The organism is Pantoea alhagi (genome assembly GCF_002101395.1).
Taxonomy (GTDB): Bacteria; Pseudomonadota; Gammaproteobacteria; order Enterobacterales; family Enterobacteriaceae; genus Mixta; species Mixta alhagi.
The window spans coordinates 3,806,566-3,831,969 of sequence record NZ_CP019706.1 but is presented as its reverse complement, the minus strand read 5'-3'; the positions used below and the strand labels follow the sequence as shown (position 1 = coordinate 3,831,969).

At 52.5% G+C, this 25,404-nt stretch carries 25 protein-coding genes, 3 tRNA genes and 1 pseudogene; 14 read left to right on the top strand and 15 right to left on the bottom strand.

The genetic code is table 11. The features are described from left to right. Position 1: 1 nt before the first annotated feature. A pseudogene (locus B1H58_RS18090) lies at positions 2-407 on the bottom strand (hypothetical protein). A gap of 392 nt (positions 408-799) precedes the next feature. Between B1H58_RS18090 and sufA the strand changes: the two are divergent. The 7 genes from sufA (at position 800) to B1H58_RS18055 (ending at position 7,475) form a co-directional block, all read left to right on the top strand. Beyond that, the gene (sufA, locus tag B1H58_RS18085; protein WP_085071833.1) at positions 800-1,174 is read left to right on the top strand and encodes a Fe-S cluster assembly scaffold SufA; all 375 of its coding nucleotides are present in this window, start codon (positions 800-802) and stop codon (positions 1,172-1,174) included. Between the two features lie 7 nt (positions 1,175-1,181). Continuing rightward, the gene (gene sufB, locus B1H58_RS18080; protein ID WP_085071832.1) at positions 1,182-2,678 is read left to right on the top strand and encodes a Fe-S cluster assembly protein SufB; all 1,497 of its coding nucleotides are present in this window, start codon (positions 1,182-1,184) and stop codon (positions 2,676-2,678) included. Between the two features lie 46 nt (positions 2,679-2,724). Further along, the gene (sufC, locus tag B1H58_RS18075; RefSeq protein WP_085071831.1) at positions 2,725-3,471 is read left to right on the top strand and encodes a Fe-S cluster assembly ATPase SufC; all 747 of its coding nucleotides are present in this window, start codon (positions 2,725-2,727) and stop codon (positions 3,469-3,471) included. Next, positions 3,446-4,726: a Fe-S cluster assembly protein SufD gene (sufD, locus tag B1H58_RS18070; RefSeq protein WP_085071830.1), complete on the top strand. Its 1,281-nt coding sequence runs from the start codon at positions 3,446-3,448 to the stop codon at positions 4,724-4,726. Before sufC ends, sufD begins: the two co-directional genes overlap by 26 nt. After that, a complete protein-coding gene (gene sufS / locus B1H58_RS18065; RefSeq protein WP_085071829.1) occupies positions 4,723-5,946 on the top strand; it encodes a cysteine desulfurase SufS in 1,224 nt (407 codons plus the stop codon). Before sufD ends, sufS begins: the two co-directional genes overlap by 4 nt. A gap of 27 nt (positions 5,947-5,973) precedes the next feature. Next, a complete protein-coding gene (gene sufE, locus B1H58_RS18060; protein WP_085071828.1) occupies positions 5,974-6,390 on the top strand; it encodes a cysteine desulfuration protein SufE in 417 nt (138 codons plus the stop codon). A 65-nt stretch (positions 6,391-6,455) separates the two neighbouring features. After that, positions 6,456-7,475 (top strand): L,D-transpeptidase family protein, encoded by a 1,020-nt coding sequence (locus B1H58_RS18055; RefSeq protein ID WP_085071827.1) that lies wholly within the window; start codon positions 6,456-6,458, stop codon positions 7,473-7,475. 79 nt (positions 7,476-7,554) lie between these two features. Here B1H58_RS18055 and B1H58_RS18050 read toward each other — a convergent pair whose 3' ends face one another. The 6 genes from B1H58_RS18050 to B1H58_RS18025 form a co-directional block, all read right to left on the bottom strand. Then, positions 7,555-7,791, bottom strand: a complete 237-nt coding sequence (locus B1H58_RS18050) for a major outer membrane lipoprotein (protein WP_002908860.1) — start codon at positions 7,789-7,791, stop codon at positions 7,555-7,557. A gap of 298 nt (positions 7,792-8,089) precedes the next feature. Continuing rightward, positions 8,090-9,502, bottom strand: coding sequence for a pyruvate kinase PykF (pykF, locus tag B1H58_RS18045; protein ID WP_085071826.1), 1,413 nt, complete (start codon positions 9,500-9,502; stop codon positions 8,090-8,092). A gap of 586 nt (positions 9,503-10,088) precedes the next feature. Beyond that, positions 10,089-10,165: transfer RNA gene (locus B1H58_RS18040), tRNA-Val, on the bottom strand. An 11-nt stretch (positions 10,166-10,176) separates the two neighbouring features. Next, positions 10,177-10,253 (bottom strand) — tRNA-Val (locus B1H58_RS18035). Between the two features lie 4 nt (positions 10,254-10,257). Beyond that, positions 10,258-10,334, bottom strand: a tRNA-Val gene (locus tag B1H58_RS18030). Between the two features lie 138 nt (positions 10,335-10,472). Then, positions 10,473-11,846, bottom strand: coding sequence for an MATE family efflux transporter (locus B1H58_RS18025; RefSeq protein WP_085071825.1), 1,374 nt, complete (start codon positions 11,844-11,846; stop codon positions 10,473-10,475). A 224-nt stretch (positions 11,847-12,070) separates the two neighbouring features. Between B1H58_RS18025 and B1H58_RS18020 the strand changes: the two genes are divergently transcribed. Continuing rightward, complete coding sequence (locus B1H58_RS18020; protein WP_085071824.1) at positions 12,071-12,718, top strand: riboflavin synthase subunit alpha; 648 nt, start codon at positions 12,071-12,073, stop codon at positions 12,716-12,718. Positions 12,719-12,780: 62 nt separating this feature from the next. Here B1H58_RS18020 and cfa read toward each other — a convergent pair whose 3' ends face one another. Next, positions 12,781-13,929, bottom strand: a complete 1,149-nt coding sequence (gene cfa / locus B1H58_RS18015; protein WP_085071823.1) for a cyclopropane fatty acyl phospholipid synthase — start codon at positions 13,927-13,929, stop codon at positions 12,781-12,783. Between the two features lie 290 nt (positions 13,930-14,219). Further along, positions 14,220-15,422, bottom strand: a complete 1,203-nt coding sequence (punC, locus tag B1H58_RS18010; protein ID WP_085071822.1) for a purine nucleoside transporter PunC — start codon at positions 15,420-15,422, stop codon at positions 14,220-14,222. A gap of 111 nt (positions 15,423-15,533) precedes the next feature. On the opposite strand from punC, the gene punR reads away from it, so the two are divergent. Continuing rightward, positions 15,534-16,442, top strand: coding sequence for a DNA-binding transcriptional activator PunR (punR, locus tag B1H58_RS18005; protein WP_085071821.1), 909 nt, complete (start codon positions 15,534-15,536; stop codon positions 16,440-16,442). 35 nt (positions 16,443-16,477) lie between these two features. Here the strand turns inward: punR and purR are convergent, their stop codons facing one another. Beyond that, positions 16,478-17,503: an HTH-type transcriptional repressor PurR gene (gene purR / locus B1H58_RS18000; RefSeq protein WP_085071820.1), complete on the bottom strand. Its 1,026-nt coding sequence runs from the start codon at positions 17,501-17,503 to the stop codon at positions 16,478-16,480. Positions 17,504-17,787: 284 nt separating this feature from the next. On the opposite strand from purR, the gene cydH reads away from it, so the two are divergent. Beyond that, positions 17,788-17,877 carry a cytochrome bd-I oxidase subunit CydH gene (cydH, locus tag B1H58_RS21325; RefSeq protein ID WP_157130209.1) on the top strand — a complete coding sequence of 30 codons (90 nt, stop codon included), beginning with the start codon at positions 17,788-17,790 and terminating at the stop codon, positions 17,875-17,877. A gap of 59 nt (positions 17,878-17,936) precedes the next feature. On the opposite strand, the gene B1H58_RS17990 is transcribed toward cydH, so the two are convergent. Continuing rightward, positions 17,937-18,755 carry a C40 family peptidase gene (locus tag B1H58_RS17990; protein ID WP_085071818.1) on the bottom strand — a complete coding sequence of 273 codons (819 nt, stop codon included), beginning with the start codon at positions 18,753-18,755 and terminating at the stop codon, positions 17,937-17,939. A gap of 358 nt (positions 18,756-19,113) precedes the next feature. On the opposite strand from B1H58_RS17990, the gene B1H58_RS17985 reads away from it, so the two are divergent. Beyond that, positions 19,114-19,449, top strand: a complete 336-nt coding sequence (locus tag B1H58_RS17985; protein WP_208615362.1) for a Grx4 family monothiol glutaredoxin — start codon at positions 19,114-19,116, stop codon at positions 19,447-19,449. A gap of 64 nt (positions 19,450-19,513) precedes the next feature. Here the strand turns inward: B1H58_RS17985 and rnt are convergent, their stop codons facing one another. From rnt to eptA, 4 genes are all read right to left on the bottom strand, one after another. Further along, a complete protein-coding gene (gene rnt / locus B1H58_RS17980; protein WP_085071816.1) occupies positions 19,514-20,209 on the bottom strand; it encodes a ribonuclease T in 696 nt (231 codons plus the stop codon). Between the two features lie 101 nt (positions 20,210-20,310). Continuing rightward, a complete protein-coding gene (gene gloA, locus B1H58_RS17975) occupies positions 20,311-20,718 on the bottom strand; it encodes a lactoylglutathione lyase (protein WP_085071815.1) in 408 nt (135 codons plus the stop codon). Positions 20,719-20,842: 124 nt separating this feature from the next. Then, positions 20,843-21,433, bottom strand: a complete 591-nt coding sequence (locus B1H58_RS17970; protein WP_085071814.1) for a TetR/AcrR family transcriptional regulator — start codon at positions 21,431-21,433, stop codon at positions 20,843-20,845. A 38-nt stretch (positions 21,434-21,471) separates the two neighbouring features. Next, entirely contained in the window at positions 21,472-23,106 is a 1,635-nt protein-coding gene (gene eptA / locus B1H58_RS17965; protein ID WP_085071813.1) for a phosphoethanolamine transferase EptA, read from the bottom strand. Between the two features lie 173 nt (positions 23,107-23,279). Here eptA and B1H58_RS17960 point away from each other — a divergent pair, with 173 nt between their 5' ends. From B1H58_RS17960 to sodC, 3 genes are all read left to right on the top strand, one after another. After that, positions 23,280-23,549 carry a DUF1289 domain-containing protein gene (locus B1H58_RS17960; protein WP_085071812.1) on the top strand — a complete coding sequence of 90 codons (270 nt, stop codon included), beginning with the start codon at positions 23,280-23,282 and terminating at the stop codon, positions 23,547-23,549. A gap of 70 nt (positions 23,550-23,619) precedes the next feature. Then, a complete protein-coding gene (locus tag B1H58_RS17955) occupies positions 23,620-24,516 on the top strand; it encodes an aldo/keto reductase (RefSeq protein WP_085071811.1) in 897 nt (298 codons plus the stop codon). Positions 24,517-24,607: 91 nt separating this feature from the next. After that, positions 24,608-25,129 carry a superoxide dismutase family protein gene (gene sodC / locus B1H58_RS17950; RefSeq protein ID WP_085071810.1) on the top strand — a complete coding sequence of 174 codons (522 nt, stop codon included), beginning with the start codon at positions 24,608-24,610 and terminating at the stop codon, positions 25,127-25,129. Positions 25,130-25,404 lie beyond the last annotated feature (275 nt).

The following is a 25,404-nucleotide window of genomic DNA, read 5'->3' as shown; positions in this document are numbered from 1 at the left end:
TTTACCAGATCCAGCCAGCATGCCTGACAAAATCTGCTTTGCAGAACGGTGGCCTTTTCCCAGTCGCCGCTCATTGTCAGCTGCTGGCACAGTTTAGTCAGCGTATGGCGTGCCAGCTGGCACGCCTGCATACGGAACAGCCGTTCCCGTTGGGTATTGTTCACCTCCTGCAGCAGCCGATGATGAAGTTTTCCCAGCGCATGAAGATAACTTTGCTCATCGCCATTGAGCTGGCAGAGTTCGGCCATATCTAAACAGGTATCATTGAAATTACGAAGCTGATTGAGGGAACAATCGGGACGGTTCAGTTTGGCCTGCGCCAGATAAAAATCCACCGTCATATCGCGCACGGCAAATTTATACTCATCGATTTTATGCTGTAGCCAGGCATTAACGGAGAGGTTCATGCTTTACCTGAGATGTGCTAATGATAATCATTATCATAATAAAATTGCTGCAGGTTGCAATGGCGCGGCGGAAGAATTTATCGATTAATGCTTCCTGTTGATAAAATCGGCAATAGCAATCCCAACCTTTTAATATAAGCGTAAAATAGCTGATAAAGCAGGTTAACTCAGGTAGCACTTTTTAAATGAATGATTTTAAAATATTATTCCCGGCCAACAGGCGCGTTATGATGGTCTGCGCAATCTGGTCTGGCAGGGACTATCCTTAGTTAACGGGCCTTAAAACGTCAATTTTGCGCTTATCCCTGCAAAACAAGAGGTTGAAGCAATTATCATTATCACTAACATAGTGGGATAAGCCTGTAAGGCATCGCATCGCGAGGTAATAAACAATGCAATCTGCAAATCCGGCCTCTTTCTCTCCAGATGATTTTATCTGGAAGGGTTTGACCCTTACTGACAGCGCAGCGCAGCAAATCAAGGCGCTTACCGCTAACGATCCGCAAGTGTTAGGACTCCGGCTGGGCGTAAAACAGTCCGGCTGTGCGGGGTTCGGCTATACCATGGACCTGGTGAAAGAGCCTGTAGCAGACGATCTGCTGTTTACTCATCAGGGCGCAACGCTGTACGTGCCGCTTCAGGCGATGCCCTTTATTGACGGTACGCAGGTAGATTTCGTTCGCGAAGGTCTGAATCAGGTATTTAAATTTAATAATCCTAAAGCTCAACACGCCTGCGGTTGTGGTGAGAGCTTTGGCGTTGAGTAACAGTGCTATGTCCCGAAACAGTGAAGCATCAGACGACGTACAAATCTGGGAAGGCGGCCGCAAAAATTATAAAGAAGGCTTCTTTACCCAACTGCAAACCGATGAGCTGGCGCACGGTATCAGCGAAGAGGTGGTGCGTGCCATTTCCGCGAAGCGCAACGAGCCGGAGTGGATGCTGGAGTTCCGCCTGAAAGCCTATGAAGCCTGGCTGCAGATGGAAGAGCCGCACTGGCTGAAAGCCCATTACGACAAGCTGGATTACCAGGATTACAGCTATTACTCGGCGCCTTCCTGCGGCAACTGCGATGACAGCTGTGCGTCAGAGCCGGGTGCGCAGCAAACCTCCGGCGGTCAGGCGAGCAGCAGCTACCTGACGCAGGAAGTAGAAAAAGCGTTCGAACAGCTCGGCGTACCGGTGCGTGAAGGAAAAGAGGTGGCGGTCGACGCCATTTTTGACTCGGTATCGGTAGCCACCACCTATCGCCATAAACTGGCTGAGCAGGGCATTATTTTCTGCTCATTTGGCGAAGCTATTCAGGAACATCCGGAACTGGTTAAGAAATATCTTGGTACTGTGGTGCCGCATAACGATAACTTCTTTGCCGCACTGAACTCGGCTGTCGCCTCAGACGGCACCTTTGTTTATATCCCGAAAGGGGTGCGCTGCCCGATGGAGCTTTCCACCTATTTCCGCATCAACGCGGCGAAAACCGGACAGTTCGAGCGCACAATTCTGATCGCCGATGAAGAGAGCTACGTCAGCTATATCGAAGGCTGTTCCGCACCGGTACGTGACAGCTATCAGCTGCATGCGGCGGTGGTGGAAGTGATCATTCATAAAAACGCCGAAGTGAAATACTCTACGGTGCAGAACTGGTTCCCGGGCGGCGAAGGGGAAGGCGGTATTCTGAACTTCGTGACCAAGCGCGCGCTGTGCGAAGGCGAGGGCAGCAAAATGTCCTGGACGCAATCGGAAACCGGCTCTGCAATTACCTGGAAATATCCAAGCGTGATCCTGCGCGGCGATAACTCTATCGGTGAGTTCTATTCTGTCGCGCTGACCAGCGGTCGCCAGCAGGCGGACACCGGCACCAAGATGATTCACATTGGTAAAAACACCAAATCGACCATCATCTCCAAAGGGATCTCCGCCGGTAAGAGCCAGAACACCTATCGTGGACTGGTAAAAATTATGCCAACCGCCACCAACGCGCGTAACTTTACCCAGTGTGATTCCATGCTGATAGGCCCGGACTGCGGGGCGCATACCTTCCCCTATGTTGAGACGCGTAACAACACCGCGCAGCTGGAGCATGAAGCGACCACCTCACGTATCGGTGAAGATCAGCTTTTCTACTGCCTGCAGCGTGGGATCAGCGAAGAAGATGCGATCTCCATGATTGTTAACGGTTTCTGTAAAGATGTCTTCTCTGAACTGCCGCTGGAATTTGCCGTTGAGGCGCAAAAGCTGTTGGCCATTAGTCTGGAACACAGCGTTGGCTAATGCCAGCGCGATGCATCGTTGCCTGTGGGCAAGCGAAGGATAAAACATGTTAAGCATTAAAGATTTACAGGTAAACATTGAAGATAAGGCCATTCTGCGCGGACTCGATCTTGAAATAAAGCCGGGCGAAGTTCATGCGATCATGGGACCTAACGGCTCCGGTAAGAGCACGCTTTCCGCTACTCTGGCAGGTCGCGAAGAGTATGAAGTGGTTGGCGGCTCGGTGGATTTCAAAGGTAAAGATCTGCTGGAGCTGTCGCCAGAAGATCGCGCGGGCGAAGGCATCTTTATGGCTTTCCAGTATCCGGTGGAAATCCCCGGCGTCAGCAATCAGTTTTTCCTGCAAACCGCTGTTAATGCGGTACGTAAATATCGTCAGCAGGAAGAGCTGGACCGTTTCGATTTTCAGGACTTTATCGAAGAAAAAATCGAACTGCTGAAAATGCCGGAAGATTTGTTGACCCGCTCGGTTAACGTCGGCTTTTCCGGCGGCGAAAAGAAACGTAACGATATTCTGCAGATGGCGGCGCTGGAGCCGGATCTGTGCATTCTGGATGAAACCGACTCCGGTCTGGATATCGATGCGTTGAAAATTGTCTCTAACGGTGTGAACTCGCTGCGGGATGGCAAACGCGCCTTTATTATTGTTACGCACTATCAGCGTATTCTGGACTATATCAAGCCAGACTATGTTCATGTGCTTTATCAGGGCAAAATTGTGAAATCTGGCGACTTTACGCTGGTGAAACAGCTGGAGGAGCAAGGCTATGGCTGGCTTACCGACCAGGAGTGAAAACGCGCTGCAGCAGTGGCACCATCTGTTTGAGTCGCGCGGCGACGTGCGCTCGCTACAGGCACAGCAGCACTGGCAGCAGCTGATGCGGCTGGGATTGCCGACCCGCAAGCATGAAAACTGGAAATATACGCCGCTGGACGAGCTGCTCAGCCAGCAGTTTGTATTGCCTGACGCGCCCGCGCTGACGGCTGAAGATGTTACACGTCTGGCGCTGCCGCTGGACGCGGTGCGCCTGGTGTTTGTTGACGGGCATTTTAATGCTGCGCTGAGCGATACTCAGTTCGATCATTTTGAGGTGCAGGTAGCCAGCGCGGCGGAAAGACGCAATTTTGCCACTCCCGTGCAGCCGGAGGTGTTTCTGCACCTGACCGAAAGCCTGGCCGAGCAGGCGACCATGCTGCGCCTGCCGCGTGGCAAAGCGGCTGAACGTCCGCTCTATTTGCTGCATATCAGCAGCGGTCGGGCAGAACAGCAGCTGAATACGGTGCATTACCGTCATCATCTGCAGATCGATGAGGGTGCTGAAGCGCAGGTAATTGAACATTACGTTAGCCTGAATGCGCAGCCGCATTTTACCGGCGCTCGTCTGACCATGACGGTTGGTGACAATGCACAGCTGACGCATACCAAACTTTCGTTCGAGAATGCCGCCAGCTTCCATTTTGCGCATAATGATATCGTGACCGGACGCGATGCGCGCGTCAGCAGCCACAGCTTCCTGCTGGGCGCCGGCCTGAGTCGTCACAATACCAGCGCGCAGCTGAACGGCGAAAATAGCGACCTTTCTATCAACAGCCTGGTGCTGCCGGTGGACAAAGAGGTATGCGATACCCGCACTTACCTTGAGCACAACAAAGGCTACTGTCAGAGCCGTCAGCTGCATAAAACCATCGTGCGCGATCGCGCCCGTGCAGTATTTAACGGCATGATCAAGGTGGCACAGCATGCGCTGAAAACGGATGGTCAGATGACCAACAACAACCTGCTGTTGGGACGTCTGGCGGAAGTGGATACCAAACCGCAGCTGGAAATCTATGCCGATGACGTTAAATGCAGCCATGGCGCTACCGTGGGACGCATTGACGAAGAACAGATGTTCTACCTGCGCGCGCGCGGCATTAGCGAAGAAGCGGCGCAACGCATGATCGTCTACGCCTTTGCTGCCGAACTCACAGAAGCGATTGACGATGAAACGCTGAAAGCTTTTGTGCTGCAGCGTATCGCGCAACGTTTTCCCGGAGGCATTCAATGAGTTTTGATCTCGCACGCGTCAGGGCCGATTTCCCGATTCTGGCACGCGAGGTCAACGGACAGCCGTTGGCCTACCTTGACAGCGCGGCCAGCGCGCAAAAACCGCTGGCGGTGATTAACGCGGAAAGTCATTTCTACCAGCACGGCTATGCGGCGGTTCACCGGGGGATCCATACCCTCAGCGCCGCCGCCACGACGGATATGGAAAACGTGCGCGCCCAGGCGGCGCGTTTTCTTAATGCTGCCTCGCCGGAAGAGATTGTTTTCGTTAAAGGCACCACAGAAGGCATCAATCTGGTTGCCAACAGCTGGGGCGGCAGTCAGCTGCAGCCAGGCGACAATATTATTATCACTGCCATGGAGCATCACGCGAATATCGTGCCGTGGCAGATGGTGGCTGCCCGTACCGGCGCTACCCTTCGCGTATTGCCGCTGACGGCGGATGGGGAGCTGGATAGCTCGCAGCTCGCAGCGCTGATTGACAGCAAAACACGTTTGCTGGCGGTTACGCACGTTTCCAACGTGCTGGGCACCGTTAACCCGGTTAAAGAGCTGGTTGCGCAGGCGAAAGCGGCAGGTCTGGTGACGCTGGTGGATGGCGCGCAGGCCGTGATGCACCAGCGGGTAGATGTGCAGGACATTGACTGCGACTTCTATCTGTTCTCCGGACATAAACTCTACGGGCCGACCGGCATTGGTATTCTGTATGGCCGCTATGCGCAGCTGTCAGCGCTGCCACCGTGGGAAGGCGGCGGCGCGATGATTGAGCACGTAGTGCTACCGGAAGGGACAACCTACGCCAAAGCGCCCTGGAGCCTCGAGGCGGGCACGCCTAATACCGGCGGTATTATTGGACTGGGCGCTGCGCTCGCCTATGTGGAAGCACTGGGGCTGGATAATATTCAGGCCCGTGAACAGGCGCTGATGCGTTATGCACTGGATAAGCTGGCGTCGGTACCGGAGCTGACTATTTACGGGCCGCAGACGCGCGCCGGGGTGATCGCATTCAATCTTGGCAACCATCACGCCTATGATGTGGGCAGTTTCCTCGATCAGTACGGGATTGCTATTCGTACCGGCCACCACTGCGCAATGCCATTGATGAAGCACTATGGCGTTCCTGCTATGTGTCGCGCATCGTTCGCCATGTATAATAGCGAAGAAGAGGCCGATCGGCTTGCCGCTGGGCTGACACGTATTCATCGCTTGCTGGGAGGCTAAGCCATCCGGCGGGCAAGGGAGGAAGGAATGGCGATACTGCCAGAGAAAGAGAAGCTGGTGCGCAATTTTAATCGCTGCGCCAACTGGGAAGAGAAGTACCTGTATGTGATTGAACTGGGAGGGAAGCTGCCAGAATTGTCTGATTCCTTCCACCAGCCGGAATACAGCGTTTCCGGCTGCCAGAGCCAGGTCTGGATTGTCATGCAGCAGGGCGCCGACGGTACCGTCGGGCTGCTGGGCGACAGCGATGCGGCCATTGTTAAGGGCTTGATTGCGATTGTATTTAGCCTTTATCAGGGCATGACGCCGCAGCAGATTGTAGAATTTGATGTGCGTCCCTGGTTTGAACAACTGGCATTAACGCAGCATCTTACGCCGTCCCGTTCTCAGGGGCTGGAAGCCATGATCCGCACTATCCGCGCCCGCGCGCAGTCGCTCTGCTAAGCTACACTTCTCTCACACCCCGTTACGGTTAGCGGGGTGCGTTATTCATCACGAGAGAAGCTTACATGAACGCTCACCTTCCTTTTGCCGGCTGGTTAATATGCGCCGCGCTTATTGTACCGCGCCTGGTCAGCGCTACTGAATATCCCTTGCCTGCCGAAAACAGCCGCTTGATTGGTGAAAACACCACGGCGCAGGTGCCGAACGATAAGCGGCCGCTGGAGTCGATTGCCGCACGCTATCAGGTCGGTCTGTTAAATATGCTGGAAGCGAATCCCGGCACTGATCCCTGGCTGCCAGCCGCAGGCAGCGAGCTTACTATCCCTCATCAGATGCTGCTGCCCGATACCAAACGCGAGGGCATCGTGGTCAATCTGGCGGAGCTGCGCCTTTATTACTATCCGAAAGGGGAAAACAAGGTGATTGTCTATCCGATCGGCATCGGCCAGCAGGGGATTATGACCCCTTCGATGGTTACCCGCATTAGCCAAAAAATCCCTGGCCCAACCTGGACGCCAACCCCCAATATCCGCAAGCGCTACGCGCAGGAAGGCGTGAAACTGCCAGCCGTATTTCCCGCCGGGCCTGATAATCCAATGGGACTGTTTGCGCTGCGTCTGGCCTGGGGCAGCGGTCACTATTTGATCCACGGCACTAACGCTGATTTCGGCATCGGCATGCGCGTCAGCTCAGGCTGTATTCGTCTGCGGCCTGATGATATCGAGGCCCTGTTTAACAGCGTGTCGGAGAATACGCGAGTGCAGGTTGTCAACCAACCGGTGAAGTACGCTATTGAGCCCGACGGTAAGCGCTATATCGAAGTACATCAGCCGTTATCGCGTAATGAGCAGGATGACCCGCAAACCATGCCGCTGCCGCTTAGCAAAGCGCTGAAGCGTTTTATCAATAGTAGCGAAAGCGATAAAGCGATCATCGAGGCGGCGTTAAAACGACGCTCAGGCATGCCGGTACTGGTTAACCTTGGCGAAGCGGTAAACCATGACCAGATAGCGCCGCAGAATGCGCTGGAAAGCGCGCAGGAGCATGAGACGGGTCAGGAGAGCGCTACGATAGGGAAAAGCTGAGAGGCGCTTACAGCGAGGTGTTCAGAAAGCACAAAAAAAATGGTGCCCATTGGGCACCATTTTTATTACACCAGTACTCTTACTTACGGTAAGAATGAGCCTGGTTGTCCAGACGCTGGTTAGCACGAGCTGCGTCATCTTTAGCAGCCTGTACGTCAGAACGCATTGCGTTCACGTCGTTGCTCAGCTGGTCAACTTTCGCGTTCAGAGTCTGAACGTCGCTTGACAGCTGGTCGATTTTAGCATTGCTGGAACAACCAGCCAGCAGAGTTGAACCCAGAATTACCGCGCCCAGTACCAGTTTAGTACGATTCATTATTTATACCCTCTAGATTGAGTTAATCTCCATGTAGCGTTACAAGTATTACACAAAGTTTTTTGGTATGAGAATAAATTTTTGATGAGAACATGCTTATTTTTGCTCGTTCGCTCAAAGAAACATCTGTTAAGCCAATAATGCCAAAAAATAAGTTAAAACAGTCAGATTTAATTGATTTTATCTTGTCTGAAAGGCAGATTTTATTGTTATTTTCAATTGGAATTTTTAGAAATAACCGTTACGACAAAATTAAAAAAGCGCCTTTCGGCGCTTTTATCTGCAGGACTGTAATTATTTACAGTACGTGTACAGAAGCGGTATTTGTTGTTCCGCTTGGTACCAGGGCACCTGAGACCATTACCACCACATCGCCTTTCTGGCCGTAACCGCTCTCCAGCGCAATTTCTTTACCAATACGGTAGAAATCATCGGTAGAGGCGATCTCATTCACCACGCGCGCTTCAATGCCTTTGCTCAGCAGCAGCTGGCGTGCAGTGATTTCATTGGTGGTTAACGCCAGAATGGTGGCATCAGGGAAGTACTTACGCACCGACTTCGCTGATTTACCGCCTTCGGTCGCAACAACGATCAGCGGGGCTTCCAGCTTCTCAGCGGTCTCAACTGCGCCGCGACATACCGCTTCGGTGATACGCAGTTTGCGGTTGTCGTTCAGCGAATCAATACGTGATTTCATCACGCGATCGGTACGTTCGCAGATGGTCGCCATAATGCGTACCGATTCCAGCGGATATTTACCTTTAGCGCTTTCGCCAGAGAGCATGACCGCATCGGTGCCGTCAAGAATGGCGTTCGCCACGTCGCCAGCTTCTGCACGGGTAGGGCGTGGGTTTTTGATCATGGAATCAAGCATCTGAGTGGCGGTGATGACCACTTTGCGTGCTTTATTACATTTCTTGATCATCATTTTCTGCGCGAAAATCACTTCTTCAACCGGGATTTCCACGCCGAGGTCGCCACGGGCAACCATGATGCCGTCAGAAGCATCCAGGATCTCATCAAAGTTATTGAGGCCTTCCTGGTTCTCAATTTTAGAGATGATCTGGATATGCTCGCCGCCGTGCTTTTTCAGATGCTCACGGATTTCCAGCACGTCTGAACGCTTACGAATAAAGGAGGCCGCAACGAAATCCACGCCCTGTTCGCAACCGAAAATCAGATCGCGTTTATCTTTCTCAGCCAGCGCAGGCAGCTGAATGGAAACGCCCGGCAGGTTAACGCCTTTGTTTTCACCCAGATCGCCATTGTTCAGTACGGTACAAACCACGCTGTTTTCAGTGACTTCAGTGACTTCCATACCGATCAGGCCATCGTCGACCAGTACGGTATTACCGATTTTCAGATCGGCAGCAAAACCTGCGTAAGTCACGGCAACGCGCTCGCTGTTGCCAATCACGGACTGATCGGTGGTGAAGGTGAACGTCTGGCCCGCTTTCAGCGAAACATCATTACCGCCTTCCAGTTTCATAGTGCGAATTTCCGGGCCTTTGGTATCCAGCAGGATAGCTGCCTGATGACCAGTTTTTTGCATAACCGCGCGGATATTGGCGATACGACGACCATGCTCTTCATAGTCACCGTGAGAGAAATTCAGACGCATAACATTCATGCCCGCTTCCAGCAGGTTGGTTAGCATCTCTTCTGATTCAGTTTTCGGGCCGATGGTACAAACGATCTTGGTCTTTTTCATGACAAGTTATCTGTAAGTTGTGATGGATGATTAAGGTTTGAGGTCGATGCCTGGTGCATCGGGGAAATATTCATGCTCAGTGAGCGGACTGCGATACAAACTAAGAATAGGTGACAGATATGAAGCGTGCAGAGGAAGTTGAGCGTTGATGTTCCGTGGCCCCTGTGGGCGAGTTGCGCAACTGGTTGTGAGTGTAGGTAAGGGCACGTCAATTGGCTGAAACCATTCAAGTGAGACACCGAAGGATAGTATAGACGCTAAGTATACGAAAACCAATCAAAAAGGGTGGCAGCAGCTGGTGCAAGATCAAGGAAAGTGACGTTGCTGCAACGTTATTTTACCTTCGCATGAGGCGGAATTAGCGATGGCGATCGTCTCGGGCATCCAGACGGAATGCCGGTTGTATACCAGGAAAGTTCTGATATGGCGGATTTTTATTAAGGCAGAATTGGCTGATAAAAAACTTTTTTTAGCGGGGTAAATTATGAATAAAATTGCCCCTGCTGTATGCCGTACAGATAAAAAACCGGCTTAAACAGAACAAAGCTGATGAGAGAAACAGAGAAAAAGGAGAATACAGAGAGAGTGGTGCGTTCTAATGGACTCGAACCATCGACCCCCACCATGTCAAGGTGGTGCTCTAACCAACTGAGCTAAGAACGCAGCGTAATTTTTGGTGCGTCCGAGTGGACTCGAACCACCGACCCCCACCATGTCAAGGTGGTGCTCTAACCAACTGAGCTACGGACGCACTTTGGTGCGTTCTAATGGACTCGAACCATCGACCCCCACCATGTCAAGGTGGTGCTCTAACCAACTGAGCTAAGAACGCATCTGCCGTCTTGGGTGACGGCGGGGACGAATATTAGCGACACTGTTCACCGCTGGCAAGCAGAAACATGCAATTTTCTGCGCAACTGCCCATCAACTGTGCGACCCGCCGTTTTTTTAGACGCGACGGGCGTTTAACTTAATGCGCAGCACGGCTCAGGATCAGTTCAGCTGGTAATTTTTGCAGCCGGCGAATGCGCCACAGCATCATTACTGCCGCTGAGGTTAACCCAAGAATAAAACCGCACCAGAAGCCTGCCGGCCCCATAGGCGGCACAATCCAGTCGGTCAGCGCCAGCAGATAGCCGCTGGGTAAGCCAACCACCCAGTAAGCCACCAGCGTTATAAAGAAGATCGAGCGCGTATCCTTATAACCACGCAAAATGCCGCTGCCGATCACCTGAATGGAATCAGAGAACTGGTAGATGGCGGCCAGCATCATGAGCTGCGCGGCCAGCGCAACGACCTGCGGATTATCGTTATACAGCAGGGCGATCTGCTCTCGGAAGGTAACCGTAAACAGCGCCGTCGCGGCAGCCATCATGATGCCCACGCCCTGACCGGTCCAGGCCGCGACTTTTGCCGCCTCGACCGAACCCTGCCCAAGGCGGAAGCCGACGCGAATGGTTGTTGCTACCCCCAGCGAAAGCGGAAGGACGAACATCAATGAACTAAAGTTAAGCGCAATCTGATGACCGGCAACATTAACGATGCCCAGTGGAGAAACCAGTAGGGCGACCACGGCAAACAGGGTAACTTCAAAGAACAGCGCCAGCGCAACTGGCAGGCCGAGACGGGTTAGCCGCGACAGAACTGTCCAGTCTGGAGCGCTGAAGTAGCCGGGCAGGGTAATATCCCGCATAGAGCGCGCCCGACGCACCCACAGCCGCATAATGATAAACATCACCCAGTAAACCGATGCCGTCGCAACCCCACAGCCGACTCCGCCTAATGCGGGCATGCCCAGATGACCATAAATAAACACGTAGTTAACCGGAATATTGACCAGTAAACCGATAAAGCCCATCACCATGCCGGGTTTGGTTTTCGATAATCCTTCGCACTGGTTACGGGCGACCTGAAAAAACAGATAGCCCGGCGCGCCCCACAGCAGCGCACGCAGATAACCCACCGCCTTATCAGCTAAAGCGGGATCAATATCGTGCATTGCATGGATCATATAACCGGCGTTCCACAACACAAACATAATCAGCACCGAGACCATCGCTGCCAGCCAGTAAGCCTGACGCACCTGACTGGCGATGCGCTCACGATGTCCGGAGCCGTTAAGCTGCGCCACCACCGGCGTTAAGGCTAAAATAAGTCCGTGACCAAACAGGATAGCGGGCAGCCAGATTGAGGTGCCGACCGCAACGGCGGCCATATCGGTCGCGCTAACCGATCCCGCCATAATGGTATCAACAAAGCCCATAGCTGTTTGCGCAACCTGCGCCAGAATAACCGGAATGGCAAGAGCCAGTAATTGACGCGCTTCTGTCAGATACTTCTGCACGTATACACCTTTTTATGTTTTAAGAAATGAATAGATAGTGTCCAGAGGAACAGGATAATTAAGATTAGATAATGATGCACAACGCTGGTGCAGGATCATAACCACATCAGACGGTGAAGGAAACCGCATTTTATGGTACCCGGGTGGCGCTTTTCACGCTTTTGCCGGCCTGCTCTGCGTTGGAGAGTATGTTAATATCAGCAAAAACTCACTGAGGCCGATCTATGTTTACCGGAATTGTGCAGGGCACCGCAGAGGTGGTTGCCATTGAAGAAAAAACTAACTTTCGCACTCATATTGTTAAAATGCCGCAGGCGTTATTACCGGGCCTGGAGCTGGGCGCGTCGGTAGCGCATAACGGTTGCTGTCTGACCGTAACGGAAATTAATGGCGATCGGGTCAGCTTCGATTTGGTAAAAGAGACGTTACGCATTACTAATCTTGGCGATATACAGCCGGGCGATACGGTAAATATTGAGCGCGCGGCGAAGTTCAGCGACGAAATTGGCGGTCATTTGATGTCCGGTCATATTATGACCACGGCAGAAATCAGCAAAATCATTAATGCTGAAAATAACCGTGAGATCTGGTTTAAACCGCAGGACAGCACGCTACTGAAATATATCCTTCACAAAGGTTTTATCGGTATTGATGGCATCAGCCTGACCGTAGGCGATGTCACTAAAACTAAATTTTGCGTCCATCTTATTCCTGAGACGTTGATGCGTACCACGCTGGGCGCAAAAAGGCTGGGGCAGCGGGTCAATATTGAAATTGATCCGCATACACAGGCGATTGTTGATACGGTGGAACGCGTACTGGCGCAACGTGACGCGGCGCTGGCGACCACGCTGCAAAACCACGCGGAATAAGCTGGCACACCATAAAAAAACAGGCAACAGGGTTGCCTGTTTTTTATTTGCCCGACATACCGTTAATGGGGTACGCGCAATCCGCCTTCGACGCCGCGACTAAATAGCACCTGCCATAACTGAATATCACGTGCACGAAACGCGCCAGCACAGGCGTTGAGATAATAGGTGAACATGCGTTTAAAACGCTCGCCATATTTCTCCGCAAGCTGTGGCCACGCCGCCAGAAAACGCTCATACCATGCCATTAACGTGGTATCGTAATCAGCGCCGAAATTATGCCAGTCTTCCATAATAAAATGCGGTTCGCTGGCTTCGGCAATATGACGAACTGACGGCAAACAGCCGTTGGGGAAAATATATTTATCAATCCAGGGATCGACATCCATATTGGTTTTAATCGCGCCAATAGTATGCAGCAGGAACAGACCATCCGGTTTGAGATTGCGATCGACCACGTTGAAATAGGTGGCATAGTTTTTAGGGCCAACATGCTCAAACATGCCTACCGAAACGATCCGGTCGTACTGGTTATCTAAGTCGCGATAATCCTGCAGCAAAATATTCACGTCCAGCCCTTCGCAGCGCTGCTGGGCCATTTTCTGCTGTTCGGCAGAAATCGTGACGCCATCGACCGTGACGCCATAATGACGTGCGGCAAACTCAGCCAGCCCGCCCCAGCCGCAGCCAATATCCAGCAGCTTCATGCCCGGTTTCAGTGCAAGCTTTTCGCAGATCATTTTTAGCTTCGCCTGCTGCGCCTCTTCCAGCGTTTGGGCTGTTTTCCAGTAGCCGCAAGAGTATTGCATGAAGGGATCAAGCATCAGCGAAAAAAGATCGTTGCCTAAATCGTAGTGCTCCTTGCCTACCATCCAGGCGCGTTTTTTTGACTGCAGATTGGTCAGGCGCGCTGCTGCAATCCGCAAGGTATCTTTAAAATGATGAGGGAGTTGTTGATCCAATTTGTGTTTCAGAACGCGATGGAAAAACATATCAAGGCGTTCGCAATCCCACCAGGCGTCCATATAACTTTCGCCCAGGCCAAGGGATCCCTCCTGTAAAACCCGTTTAAAAAAGTCAGGATTCTTTACCTGAATATCCCAGGGGCGGTTACCGTTGATCTCAATATCAGCCATCTCCAGCATTTCATGGACGATACGATACCAATGGTTTTCCTCCAGGTTCACTTCTTCTATGCACGATGAACTCATAGCTTCTCCATCACCTGTGTGATACGAACCTGAGAAAGAGAATAGTCAATTTCTCAGGATTGTGAGAAATCTCACGGAAGACCGTGTGCCAGATATCCGACGTTAAACAGAGGATTGAAACTGAATGAAAGCCCGGCCAGGTACGACATTGTCGCCTGAAAAGCGCAGGATGACCGGGAAAAAGCACGCTGATTATTATAAGTCACTGCCTTGCAAGGAGTATATGCTCCCGCAAGGCAATATACAACGGCTAATAGTTAGGTTGCTAACTATGCCTGAAGCCGCGAGGTTTAATCGCTAAGAGAAGAGCGGGCGCTCTTTTTTGTGCCCGCAGCGCTGTGGCGCGCAACGTACTGTAAAGCGTAACCCACCACCACCAGCAGAATGGTCGACAGCATAACCGTGCTGGTGGTCAATAATGGATGCGTCAACCAGGATGAGACGGCCAGGCTGGCGAAAAAACAGAGACCCAGCTGTAAACAGTTCTGCAGCGCTGCGGCTTTACCTGTGTCATCCGGGAAAGGCAGCAGGGCGTTAGCCACCACGATGGGATAAATCGCGCCATTTGCCAACGCCATGCCGCAAAAAGGAATTAATAAACCCCAGAGCGTAACCTGACCGCTAATCGATACCATAAACAGCGCAGCAACGCTTAGCGCATAAAAAATCAGCAGGAAGGGCAAGAGCGTACGTCCGCTACGGCGCTGCAGCGCCGAACGGCAGCCAAAGCCGCCGACCAGAAACGCGACGGTTTGTGGAAGATAGCTCAGGCCAATATCGGCAGGCGTGAGGCCAAGATCGTGCAGAATAAAGGGCGAGCCGGTCAGCCAGGCGAAAAAGCTGGCGGAACAGGCAGCATAAATCAGCACGTTGCCGCTATAGATACGAGACGCCAGCAGACGGAAAAAACCGCTGCGTTGCCGCGATGGATCGGAAGCGGGCGTGGTTTTTTTCAGGTTTGCTGTGGCAAACAGCAGCGGTAGCGTAACCAGAAACAGCGCCAGAAAAATCGCGCGCCATGAAAAATGGCTGAGCAGCCAGGCACCCAGTAGCGGCGCCAGCGCCGGCGACAGGGCTACCAGTGGCATAATGGTGGCAAAAACCCGATTCGCCTGTGCGCCCCGATAGCGATCAACAACCAGCGCCTGCCAGCTTACCGCCGCCGCGCATACGCCAACCGCCTGAATAAAGCGCAGGGTCAACATCTGCCAGGTGGCATCCGCCCACAGCATGCCCGCGCAGCCCAGCGCAAACAGCGCAAGGCCCAACAGCAATATTGGCCGACGACCATAACGATCGGAAAGCGGTCCCCACAAAAGCTGAGCGCAGGCAAAGCCGCCTAAAAACACGGTCAGGCTGGCGCTAATCACGCCAGCGGAAGTGTGAAAACTCGCCTGCATGGCAGTAAACGCAGGCAGATACATATCGGTGGCCAGAAAACCCAGCGTGCTGAGTAGCGCCAGATAGAGCATAAATCCTTTTGAAGCAGACATCTCTTTCTCATTTATAAGCAGGTGAACAGACGGCGCGAGGGTAAAGGATGTTTTTCTGAATGTGAAACGCTAAAATTTGCCGATTGATATCAAAATTTTTGCAGGCAAAAAATGTGGTCTGAATATGCACTGGAAGTGGTGGATGCCGTAGCACGCAATGGCAGCTTTTCCGCCGCCGCCGAAGAGTTACATCGTGTACCCTCAGCTATCAGCTATACGGTTCGTCAGCTGGAATCCTGGCTGGCGGTGCCGCTTTTCGAACGACGTCATCGGGACGTGGTATTAACGGAGGCGGGAGAGCTTTTTATTCGTGAAGGGCGGGCTGTTATCAAAAAAATGCTGGCCACGCGACGCCAGTGCCAGCAGGTAGCGAACGGCTGGCGCGGGCAGTTAAGCATTGCTGTGGATCGCATCGTTAAGCCGCAGCGTACCCGCCAGCTGGTGCTCGATTTTTACCGACATTTTCCGGATATGGAGCTGCTGATCACGCCGGAAGTTTTTAACGGCGTCTGGGATGCGCTGGCGGATGAACGGGTTGATGTGGCGATCGGCGCGACACAGGCGATCCCGGTGGGAGGGCGCTTCGCCTTCCGCGATATGGGCGCGCTGAACTGGCGTTGTGTGGTTAGCATTGATCATCCTCTAGCCAGCATTACCACTGCGCTACAGGAGGATGATATTCGCCCATGGCCGTCGCTGGTGCTGGAGGATACTTCCCGCGCGTTGCCCCGGCGCACTACCTGGACACTGGATAATCAGCGTCGCCTGGTAGTGCCGGACTGGGAAAGCGCGTTTGATTGCCTGCGTGCCGGGCTGTGCGTGGGCATGGTTCCCGGTCATTTTGCCGCGCCGCTGCTTAAAGCCAGGCAGCTAACGGAGCTGATGCTGCCGGTGCCGTTCCCCGACAGCTTCTGTTGCGTCAGCTGGTCGGAGCAAAGCGATTCACCTGCACTGCGCTGGTTGCTGGACTATCTTGGCGATACGGAAACAATCAACCGGGAATGGCTGCGTGAAGAGTAACAGGCTCAGAAAAGGAGGTTTTCTGAGCCATCGCATTAACGACGATAGTCGCGGAAAGGGCCGTCGGCGACGGAGCGACGTTCAATCAGCGTGGGATGAACCTCTATGGTTTGCGGCTCTTCGCGTTTGCTGGTGATTCTGTCCAGCAGCATATCAAAGGCGGTTTCGCCCAGCTGCTCTTTGGGCTGGTGGACGGTAGTCAGCGCCGGGGTAAAATAGCGAGCGTTGCGCACATTATCGTAACCGATAACCGAAATATCCTGCGGCACGCGCAACCCCATTTCATCCGCTGCACAAATCGCGCCCATTGCCATGATATCCCCGCCGCAGAACACGGCGGTAGGGCGCTGCTTTTGCGCCAGAATTTGCTGCATGGCGCGATAGCCTGACTCAGGTTCGAAGTCACCCTGTACAATCCACTCTTCGCGTACCGGGATGTTGGCCTCATTCAGCGCTTTTACAAAGCCGGCAAAGCGTCCACTACCGGTATTACGTTCCATCTGACCTGGGATCACGCCGATATCGCGATGACCGCGCTCAATCAAATAGCGCCCGGCGAGATAGCCGCCTTCGAAAGCGTTATCCAGCACGGTATCGGTAAAATCGCCGCGGGATTCGCCCCAGTCCATGACCACCATGGGAATATTGCGGTTTTCCTCAAGCATTTTCAGCAGTGCTTCAGGATACTCAGAACACATCACCAGCAGACCATCCACGCGCTTTTGCGCCATCATTGACAGATAAGCCTGCTGTTTTTGTAGATCGTTATGGGCGTTGCCCAAAATCAGGGTATAGCCACTGGCGAAACAGCGCGTTTCTACCGCTTCAATAATTTCAGCAAAATAGGGCGCTTCACTCGAGGTTGCCAGCAGACCGATCGATTTAGTGTGGTTAACCTTCAGGCTGCGTGCGACCGCACTGGGCGAATAGTGTAGTTCTTTGATGGCTGCCCACACGGCCTCACGGGTTTCTTCCGCGACAAAACGGGTTTTATTGATGACGTGCGATACCGTGGTGGTGGAAACGCCGGCACGCTTCGCGACATCTTTGATTGTTGCCATTAAAAAGATACTCCTGCGCCTATCCTAATATTTTGATAAGGCTAATGTTAATCGTTTGCGTCCACATAGCGTTATTCAGCGCGCGTTGAGGTTGTCATTATGCGGGCTGAGGTACGTCTGACTGGCGGGACGTCTTTAAAAAAGGGCTGCCAACGGTGGTTTTTTGTCGTTGCGCAACGCAAGGCGGGGATTCTACCAAGCTGGCGCAAAGAAAACGAGATTTTTACCAGGGAGTATGGGAAAATCTATAACGTTACAATTTATGTGGGTAAAGGAGAGGCCAGATGAACACCGATTTAAAACTATCAATAGGTACTACCGTCGTGGCATTGCTGATGATTATGGCGTTTAGCTTCACTGCCGTTATGCACTGAGCGCCGCGCGAAGTATAAAAAAGCCTGTCATGAGACAGGCTTTTTTGTTGCGCAACGCGTTAGCGAATGGTGCGCGGCGTCATAACGCGACGCGCGCCAACATAGTGCCGCTGCCAGTAATCATCACTAAGCTGGCTAATCTGAATATCTTTACCGGTACGCGGCGACTGGATAAAACGACCATTGCCCAGATAGACGCCAACGTGATCGGCTGCGCCACGGTTATTGATGCGGAAAAACACCAGATCGCCTTTTTCCAGCGCTTCACGGTTAATGGGGGCCGCATCACGCAGATGATACATTTCATTCGCGGTGCGGGGGATCTTGAATTTCACCACATCTTTATAGGCATACCAGACCAGACCGCTGCAGTCGAAGCCGGTATGGGGTGAGGTGCCTCCCCATAAATAGGGCTTTCCTAACTGGCTCATCAGTTTGTTCATCGCGGTTTCACGCGCTTTTTGATAGCGTTCACGGTGCGCTTTGCTCATCTCCAGCGGCCCCCGCCTGGCCGCTGCCGTTTTCTTATCGCCACGCTGGCGACCATAGCGCTGCAAGCCTTTTTTGCTGCTGATTTTCTTGAGGCTGCTTTTTTTCACGCTGGTGGTTTTCACCGATGCGCGGCTTTTTTTTACGCTGGTTGCGGCAACGGCGGCCGGTTTGCTTTTTTTCTTTACTTTGTTTTTTTCAACGCTGGCCGTACGGTTTTTTTTACTGATTGTTTTTACCGTCCGACGCTTGCGGCGGTCATCGTCACGGGCGGCTTTTTTATCAACTTTATGCTGGCTGGCCTTTACCGGGGCCTGCGGTGAGGCATGGGCAACGTTGAAAAACAGTTGAGCCATGGCCAGCATAAAAAGCGTAATCAATAAACGCATGGTGTGGTTACACTCAAAGCGCAGTGATAGCGCAAGGTTAATCTTATTTCTGCCACACAGGGCAGACTCCTGATGGGCAATTCTAATCGAACTTTTTCCGAAAAGATAAAGCCTTTTTTAATCAAATAAACTTTAAATGCATACAGATGTAAAAATAAGCATAGTCAGGTGTTTATCTCAGCAAATTTATTGCCAGGTATTAATCCTCGCTGAGGAAATCGCCCAGGCTGATGTTATTTTGGCCTGATAAACCGGTACAATAACCAGCATTATTTAACCTTACAGAAAATGTCGTTTTCAGCAACCCGCTACAGTCGCTACAATCAATAGACACGAAGCATGCTATTTAAGGAAGGCAATTATGAGTACTGTTGAAAAAATTCAACGCCAGATCGCAGAAAATCCGATTCTGCTCTATATGAAAGGCTCGCCAAAGTTACCAAGCTGCGGCTTTTCTGCGCAAACGGTCCAGGCGCTTTCCGCCTGCGGTGAGCGCTTCGCCTATGTGGATATTCTGCAAAATCCTGACATCCGTGCTGAACTGCCGAAATATGCTAACTGGCCGACCTTCCCACAGCTGTGGGTAGATGGCGAGCTGGTTGGCGGTTGCGATATCGTAATCGAAATGTTCCAGCGCGGCGAACTGCAGACGCTGATCAAAGAAACTGCAGAAAAATATAAAGAAGCGGAATAAGTTGTTATCCCGCATTAAACCACAAAGGGTGCCTCAGGCACCCTTTTTTACGGCTGTTGAGCGCTTATTCGCTGTCGCTGATTTCTGCATCGACAGGTTGTTCATCCACTGGCTGCTCATCGGCCACCGGCAGCGGCGGCCAGCCGCCCAGACGTTTCCAGCGGTTGACAAGCTCGCAAAACAGTTCGGCAGTGCGCTCAGTATCATACAGCGCCGAGTGCGCCTGACTGGCATCAAAAGCGATGCCCGCCGCCTTACAGGCTTTCGCCAGCACCGTCTGGCCAACCACCAGCCCGCTCAGGGCGGCGGTATCGAAGGTGGCGAAAGGATGAAAAGGATTACGCTTTAATGCAGTCCGTTCGGCGGCAGCCATCATAAAGCTGTGATCGAAATTGGCGTTATGCGCCACGACGATGGCGCGGTTGCAGCCCTGATCTTTCATGCCTTTACGCACCTGCTTAAAGATAGCGTGCAGCGCATCATATTCATTAACCGCGCCGCGCAGCGGATTATCAGGATCGATACCATTGAACGCCAGCGCCTCCGGATGCAGAATCGCGCCCTCAAAAGGCTCTACGTGAAAATGCAGCGTCTGGTCAAGCTGTAACCAACCATCTTCATCCATTTTCAATGTAACGGCGGCAATTTCCAGCAGTGCATCGGTTTTGGCATTAAATCCGGCGCTTTCAATATCAATAACTACCGGATAAAACCCGCGGAAGCGGTCAGATAAAGCGTTCAGTTGTTTCGATTCAGACATCAGGATCTCATTGGCGAAAAAATGCAGCGCGCATTATGGCAAATTTCCGCAGGGGTTGCAGCAGCGGGGAAAAGCAGGGCGCCGGAAGGCGCCCTGAAAACTTAGTTGCCGAGGCCATGACCGGCATGTTGGTTTTCAATCAGTTCGATTTTATAACCGTCTGGATCTTCTACAAAGGCGATAATGGTGCTGCCGCCTTTCACCGGGCCAGCTTCGCGGGTCACCTTACCGCCAGCCTGACGAATTCTTTCGCAGGTGGCGGCAACATCGTCTACCCCAAGCGCGATATGCCCATAGGCGTTGCCAAGGTCATATTGATCAACGCCCCAGTTATAGGTCAGCTCAATCACTGCGCCTTCGCTTTCGTCGGTATAGCCTACAAACGCCAGGTTGTATTTATACTCCTGGTTTTCGCTTTCACGCAGCAGACGCATGCCCAGCACACGGGTGTAAAAATCAAGTGAGCGTTGCATATCGCCAACGCGCAGCATGGTATGAAGTAAGCGCATAATAGTCTCCAAAAGGTGTCATCATCCGATGACGGTCAAAAAAGCTTAGTATAGCCGCCTGTGGCCAACCGGGAGTTCCGGCCAATAATGAGTAGACCGGTCTTCTTGAAAACAGGTTTTTTTATTAACTTTCCGGCAAGAGCTGTAAAATTGCCTGAAACGCATGCGTTAACGCACTGCCATCGCGCCCTATTTTGCTCTGCAGGCTGGCACCCAGCCAGAGAGAATAAAGCGTTTGCGCCATAGCCTCAGGCGGGCAGAAAAGGCGAACTTCACCCTGCAAAACAGCGGTGCGCAGCGTCATAGTCAGAATTGCTATTTGAGCTGCGGCTCCCTGTTCCAGCGCTACTCTCATCTCTTCTGACAGGTCGCAAACCTCGGCAGAGATTTTAACCGCCAGGCAGTTTTCAATATGGCCGGTTTCATGAAAACGCTGTTCCGCCTGACGATAATAGTCAAGCAGACGCTGGCGCGGCGGCACAGGTGAATCAAACCAGATCAGCATGCTACGTCGCACAGCGCTAAAATAGCGCTCAAGCATGGCGACGCCAAAAGCTTCCTTGGATCGGAAATAATGATAAAACGATCCCTTCGGCACGCTGGCCTGACTGAGCAATTCATTCAGGCCCATGCCGGTAAAGCCACGTTGCAAACAGAGCTGCTCGCCAATGGCGAGCAGCTGTTCACGGGTATCATGTCGGATCGATTTACTCATAGGGCTCAGGGTAATAGACCAGTTGGTCTAATGCAACCCTAATGCGCCTGACAGACCTTAAGCAAATCAAGACGGGGCTGATACAACGCAGTCTGAATGTTGACCATGCCCAGCAGCGTATGGAAAACATTATCCTGTGAAACCTCATCCTGCTGCGCATGCTGGCGCAGACAGGACTCATCAACGCCATAAGTCCGGGCATAATCGGAAGAGAGCCACAGCAGGAAAGGAATATGCGTCTGCTGGCTGGGAGCAAACAGATAAGGCGTACCGTGCAGATACATACCGTGTTCGCCCAGTGATTCGCCATGATCCGAAAGATAGATCAGCGCCACATTAAAACGATCCTGATAAGACTTTAACAGATCGATGGTATCGCTCAGCATGGCGTCGGTGTAAAGCAGCGAATTATCATAGGTGTTTACTAATGCCTGATGATCGCAATCCTGGATTTGTTTACTGTCGCAGGTAGGAGTGAACTGTCGCATAGCCGGAGGATAACGTAAATAGTAGGCGGGGCCGTGGCTGCCCATTTGATGCAGCACGATCACCGAGTCATCCTTAAGACTATCAATATAATGCGATAAACGGTGCAGCAGAACCTCATCCAGGCAGTAGTCGTTGTGGCAAATATCCGTCAGTTTCCATAAGGTCATATCGGTATGTGGAATACGGTTGCAGGCGCCTTTACAGCCGCCATCGTTCTCGCGCCACATCACGTTGACGCCAGCATGTGCCAGTACATCCATCAGCCCTTCCTGATGTCGCGCCAGGTTAGCGTTATATTGCGAACGCGTCATGCCTGAAAACATACAGGGCACGGAAATAGCGGTTTCTGTTCCGCATGAGCTGGCGTGAGGATAGTAAATGACCTGCTGCTGTTTCAGTTTGGGGTTGGTCTCACGGCTGTAGCCACCAAGTGAAAAGTTTTCCGCACGCGCCGTTTCGCCCAGCACAAAAATAACCAGCGTCTTTTTCCCGGCTGCTTTGACCAGTGGACCTTTATGGGCGTCCTGGCCTATGCGCACCAGATCTTGATTACCCTGCAACCAGCGATCGTCGGCATAGTGAATGACGCCGCTGACTACATTTACTGGCGTTACCATTTTCACCAGCCCTTTGTTATTGCGAAACAGAGAGGCGTAGTCTTTATACATCAGCGCCGCTATCAGCAAAATCACCAGGATGGAGCCGACACACCATAACGCCCGTCTCGCCAGCGTAAACCACCACGGGCGCGTCCGCGTGATGCGGGTGGCACTTATCACTAACGCAGGTATAACGCCCAGTACCAGCAGCCAGAGCACGTAGCGCAGGCTAAGCAGGGCAGAGGCCTCCTGTAAATCCGTTTCAAAAACGTTTTGCACCATATTGGTGTCAATAACCGTACCGAAGCTATACATAAAGTAATTTGCCGCCGCGCCGCACAGCAGCAAAATAATCAGCAGCGGCTTACGGATCCAGGGCAATGCCAACAGATTAAAAACCACCATAAAAGCGCAAAACAGCACCACTGGAATGGTGGCGAGGAACAGATAATCGTGCAAACGGAGGAGAGGCGTTCTTTCTGCCGCACGAATAATAAACTGCGCGTTAAGAATAAAAGTAAAAAACAGGGTGCAACCAATAAGAAACACAGAATCATTACAGCGTATTTTTTTCAGCATCTGCATAATCAAAATAAAAGTGGAGGAGTTTCGCGCAGACTATTTTAAAAACCTTAGTAAAACCTTAACGTGGACTAACAAAGGAGCCGCTATCCCCCCGCAAGACACAGATGCTGGCTTATTGGCAGATAGCATGAATTTTCTGAACAGGCTTGCGCTCCAGCCTGAAGCTGTCTTGAATGAAAGAAGACAATGACTCAGGAGGCGATGTGGCAGAGCAGCTTGAATTTTTCCCGGTGCCAAGCCCGTGCCGCGGTATTTGTCAGTCCGATGAACGCGGATACTGTCGTGGCTGCCTGCGCAGCCGTGAAGAGCGGTTTAACTGGATGAAATACAGCGATGCGCGCAAGCGCGAAGTGTTGCGCCTTTGTCGGCAGCGCTGGTTACGGCTGCATCGCAGCGAAAAACCCGCTTCACCCGAAGAACCCCAACAACCGTCACTGTTTTGATATCTTTCCCTTTTTTTCTCTGACGTCAGCGTATACTGCGGCCTGAAACGTTAGTCGCAAAGGTGAAAAAATGACAGAACGAGTGTGTATCGCGCCGCAGGGGCCAGAATTTTCCCGTTTGGTGATGGGCTACTGGCGGTTGATGGAGTGGCAAATGTCCGCGCAGCAGCTGACCAGCTTTATTGAGCAGCATCTGGCGTTGGGCATTACCACCGTCGATCATGCGGATATTTATGGTGATTATCAGTGTGAAGCCGCTTTTGGCGCGGCGCTGCGCCTGCAGCCTTCGCTACGTCACCAACTGGAACTGGTAACCAAGTGCGGCATCGCCACTACCGCCAGGCCAGAAAATGCGCTGGGCCACTATATTACCGATGGTGACCACATTATCCGCAGCGCAGAAACCTCCTTACGCCATTTCTCTACCGATTACCTCGATCTGCTGCTGATTCACCGTCCCGATCCGTTAATGGATGCGGACGAAGTGGCGGAAGCTTTCAGCGCGCTGCATCAGAGCGGTAAAGTGCGCCATTTCGGTGTGTCCAATTTTACGCCAGCGCAATTTGCACTGTTGCAGTCACGCTTACCCTTTACGCTGGCGACTAATCAGGTGGAAATTTCTCCGCTTTGTCAGGATACGCTATTGGACGGCACGCTCGATCAATGTCAGCAACTACGCATTAAACCGATGGCCTGGTCCTGTCTCGGCGGGGGGCGTCTGTTCAGCGAAGATAAGTTCGCGCCGCTGCGTGCTGAGCTACAGGCCGTTGCCGAAGAAACGGGGGCCGAATCGCCGGATCAGGTGGTTTATGCCTGGATTATGCGCCTGCCTTCTGCGCCGCTGCCGGTTATTGGTTCGGGTAAAATAGAGCGGGTGCGCGCCGCACAAAAGGCCTCTTCATTGCAGCTTAGCCGCCAGCAGTGGTTCCGTATTCGGAAAGCTGCGCTGGGTTATGATGTGCCGTAAAGAAACGCAAAAAAACGCTGCGTTGTTCAGCTTATACGTGATTTTCAGCCAGGCTGGAAAGGTAAGCTGACATTAATCTGCAGGAGGTTAGATGAAATATCACGGTTTGGCAGCGTTAACGCTGCTGGTATGTGGCTACGCGCAGGCAGCCAGCGAAGAGGTGACGCTGCATAGCGTAACCAAAGAGGGCGTCGGCGCGGTTGTCGGCACGGTAAAGATTGACGAAACGGCCTATGGATTGACGTTTACGCCTAATCTCAAACAGCTACCGCCGGGCATTCATGGCTTCCATGTTCATGCCAAAGGCAGCTGTGAACCTGCCACTACCGACGGCAAAACGGTGCCGGCTGGCGCGGCGGGGGGCCACTTTGATCCGCAGAACAGCGGCAGCCACCTTGGTCCATGGGGAGAAGGTCATCTGGGCGATCTCCCGGCGCTGTATGTCAACGCCGACGGTGATGCCACCTATCCCGTACTGGCACCGCGTCTGAAAAAAATCAGTGACATTTCCGGTAAGGCGCTGATGGTGCATGCGGGCGGCGATAATCACAGCGATCACCCGCAGCCGCTGGGCGGCGGTGGCGCGCGTTACGCCTGCGGCGTTATTAAGTAAGCTTTGGTTGATACTGCCATGCCTGATTTTCGGATCGGGCAGATTTTATGTCGAACCCGGGGTCTGTTGCCGTCAACACGCCAGGTTTACCGGGCAATAGCCTGAACAGCCTACTTTATCGATGCTTTGAGACGATACCCATTGCTGTAACTGTCTGTCCCGGCATGATGACCGGGACGGCATATCTGAATGTGCCGTGCGTGACGGTGTAATAACTCCTGGTTTGGCCGCTTAACGCCCCGATCGGCTACAGCAAATCCATCCTGGGCGATCAA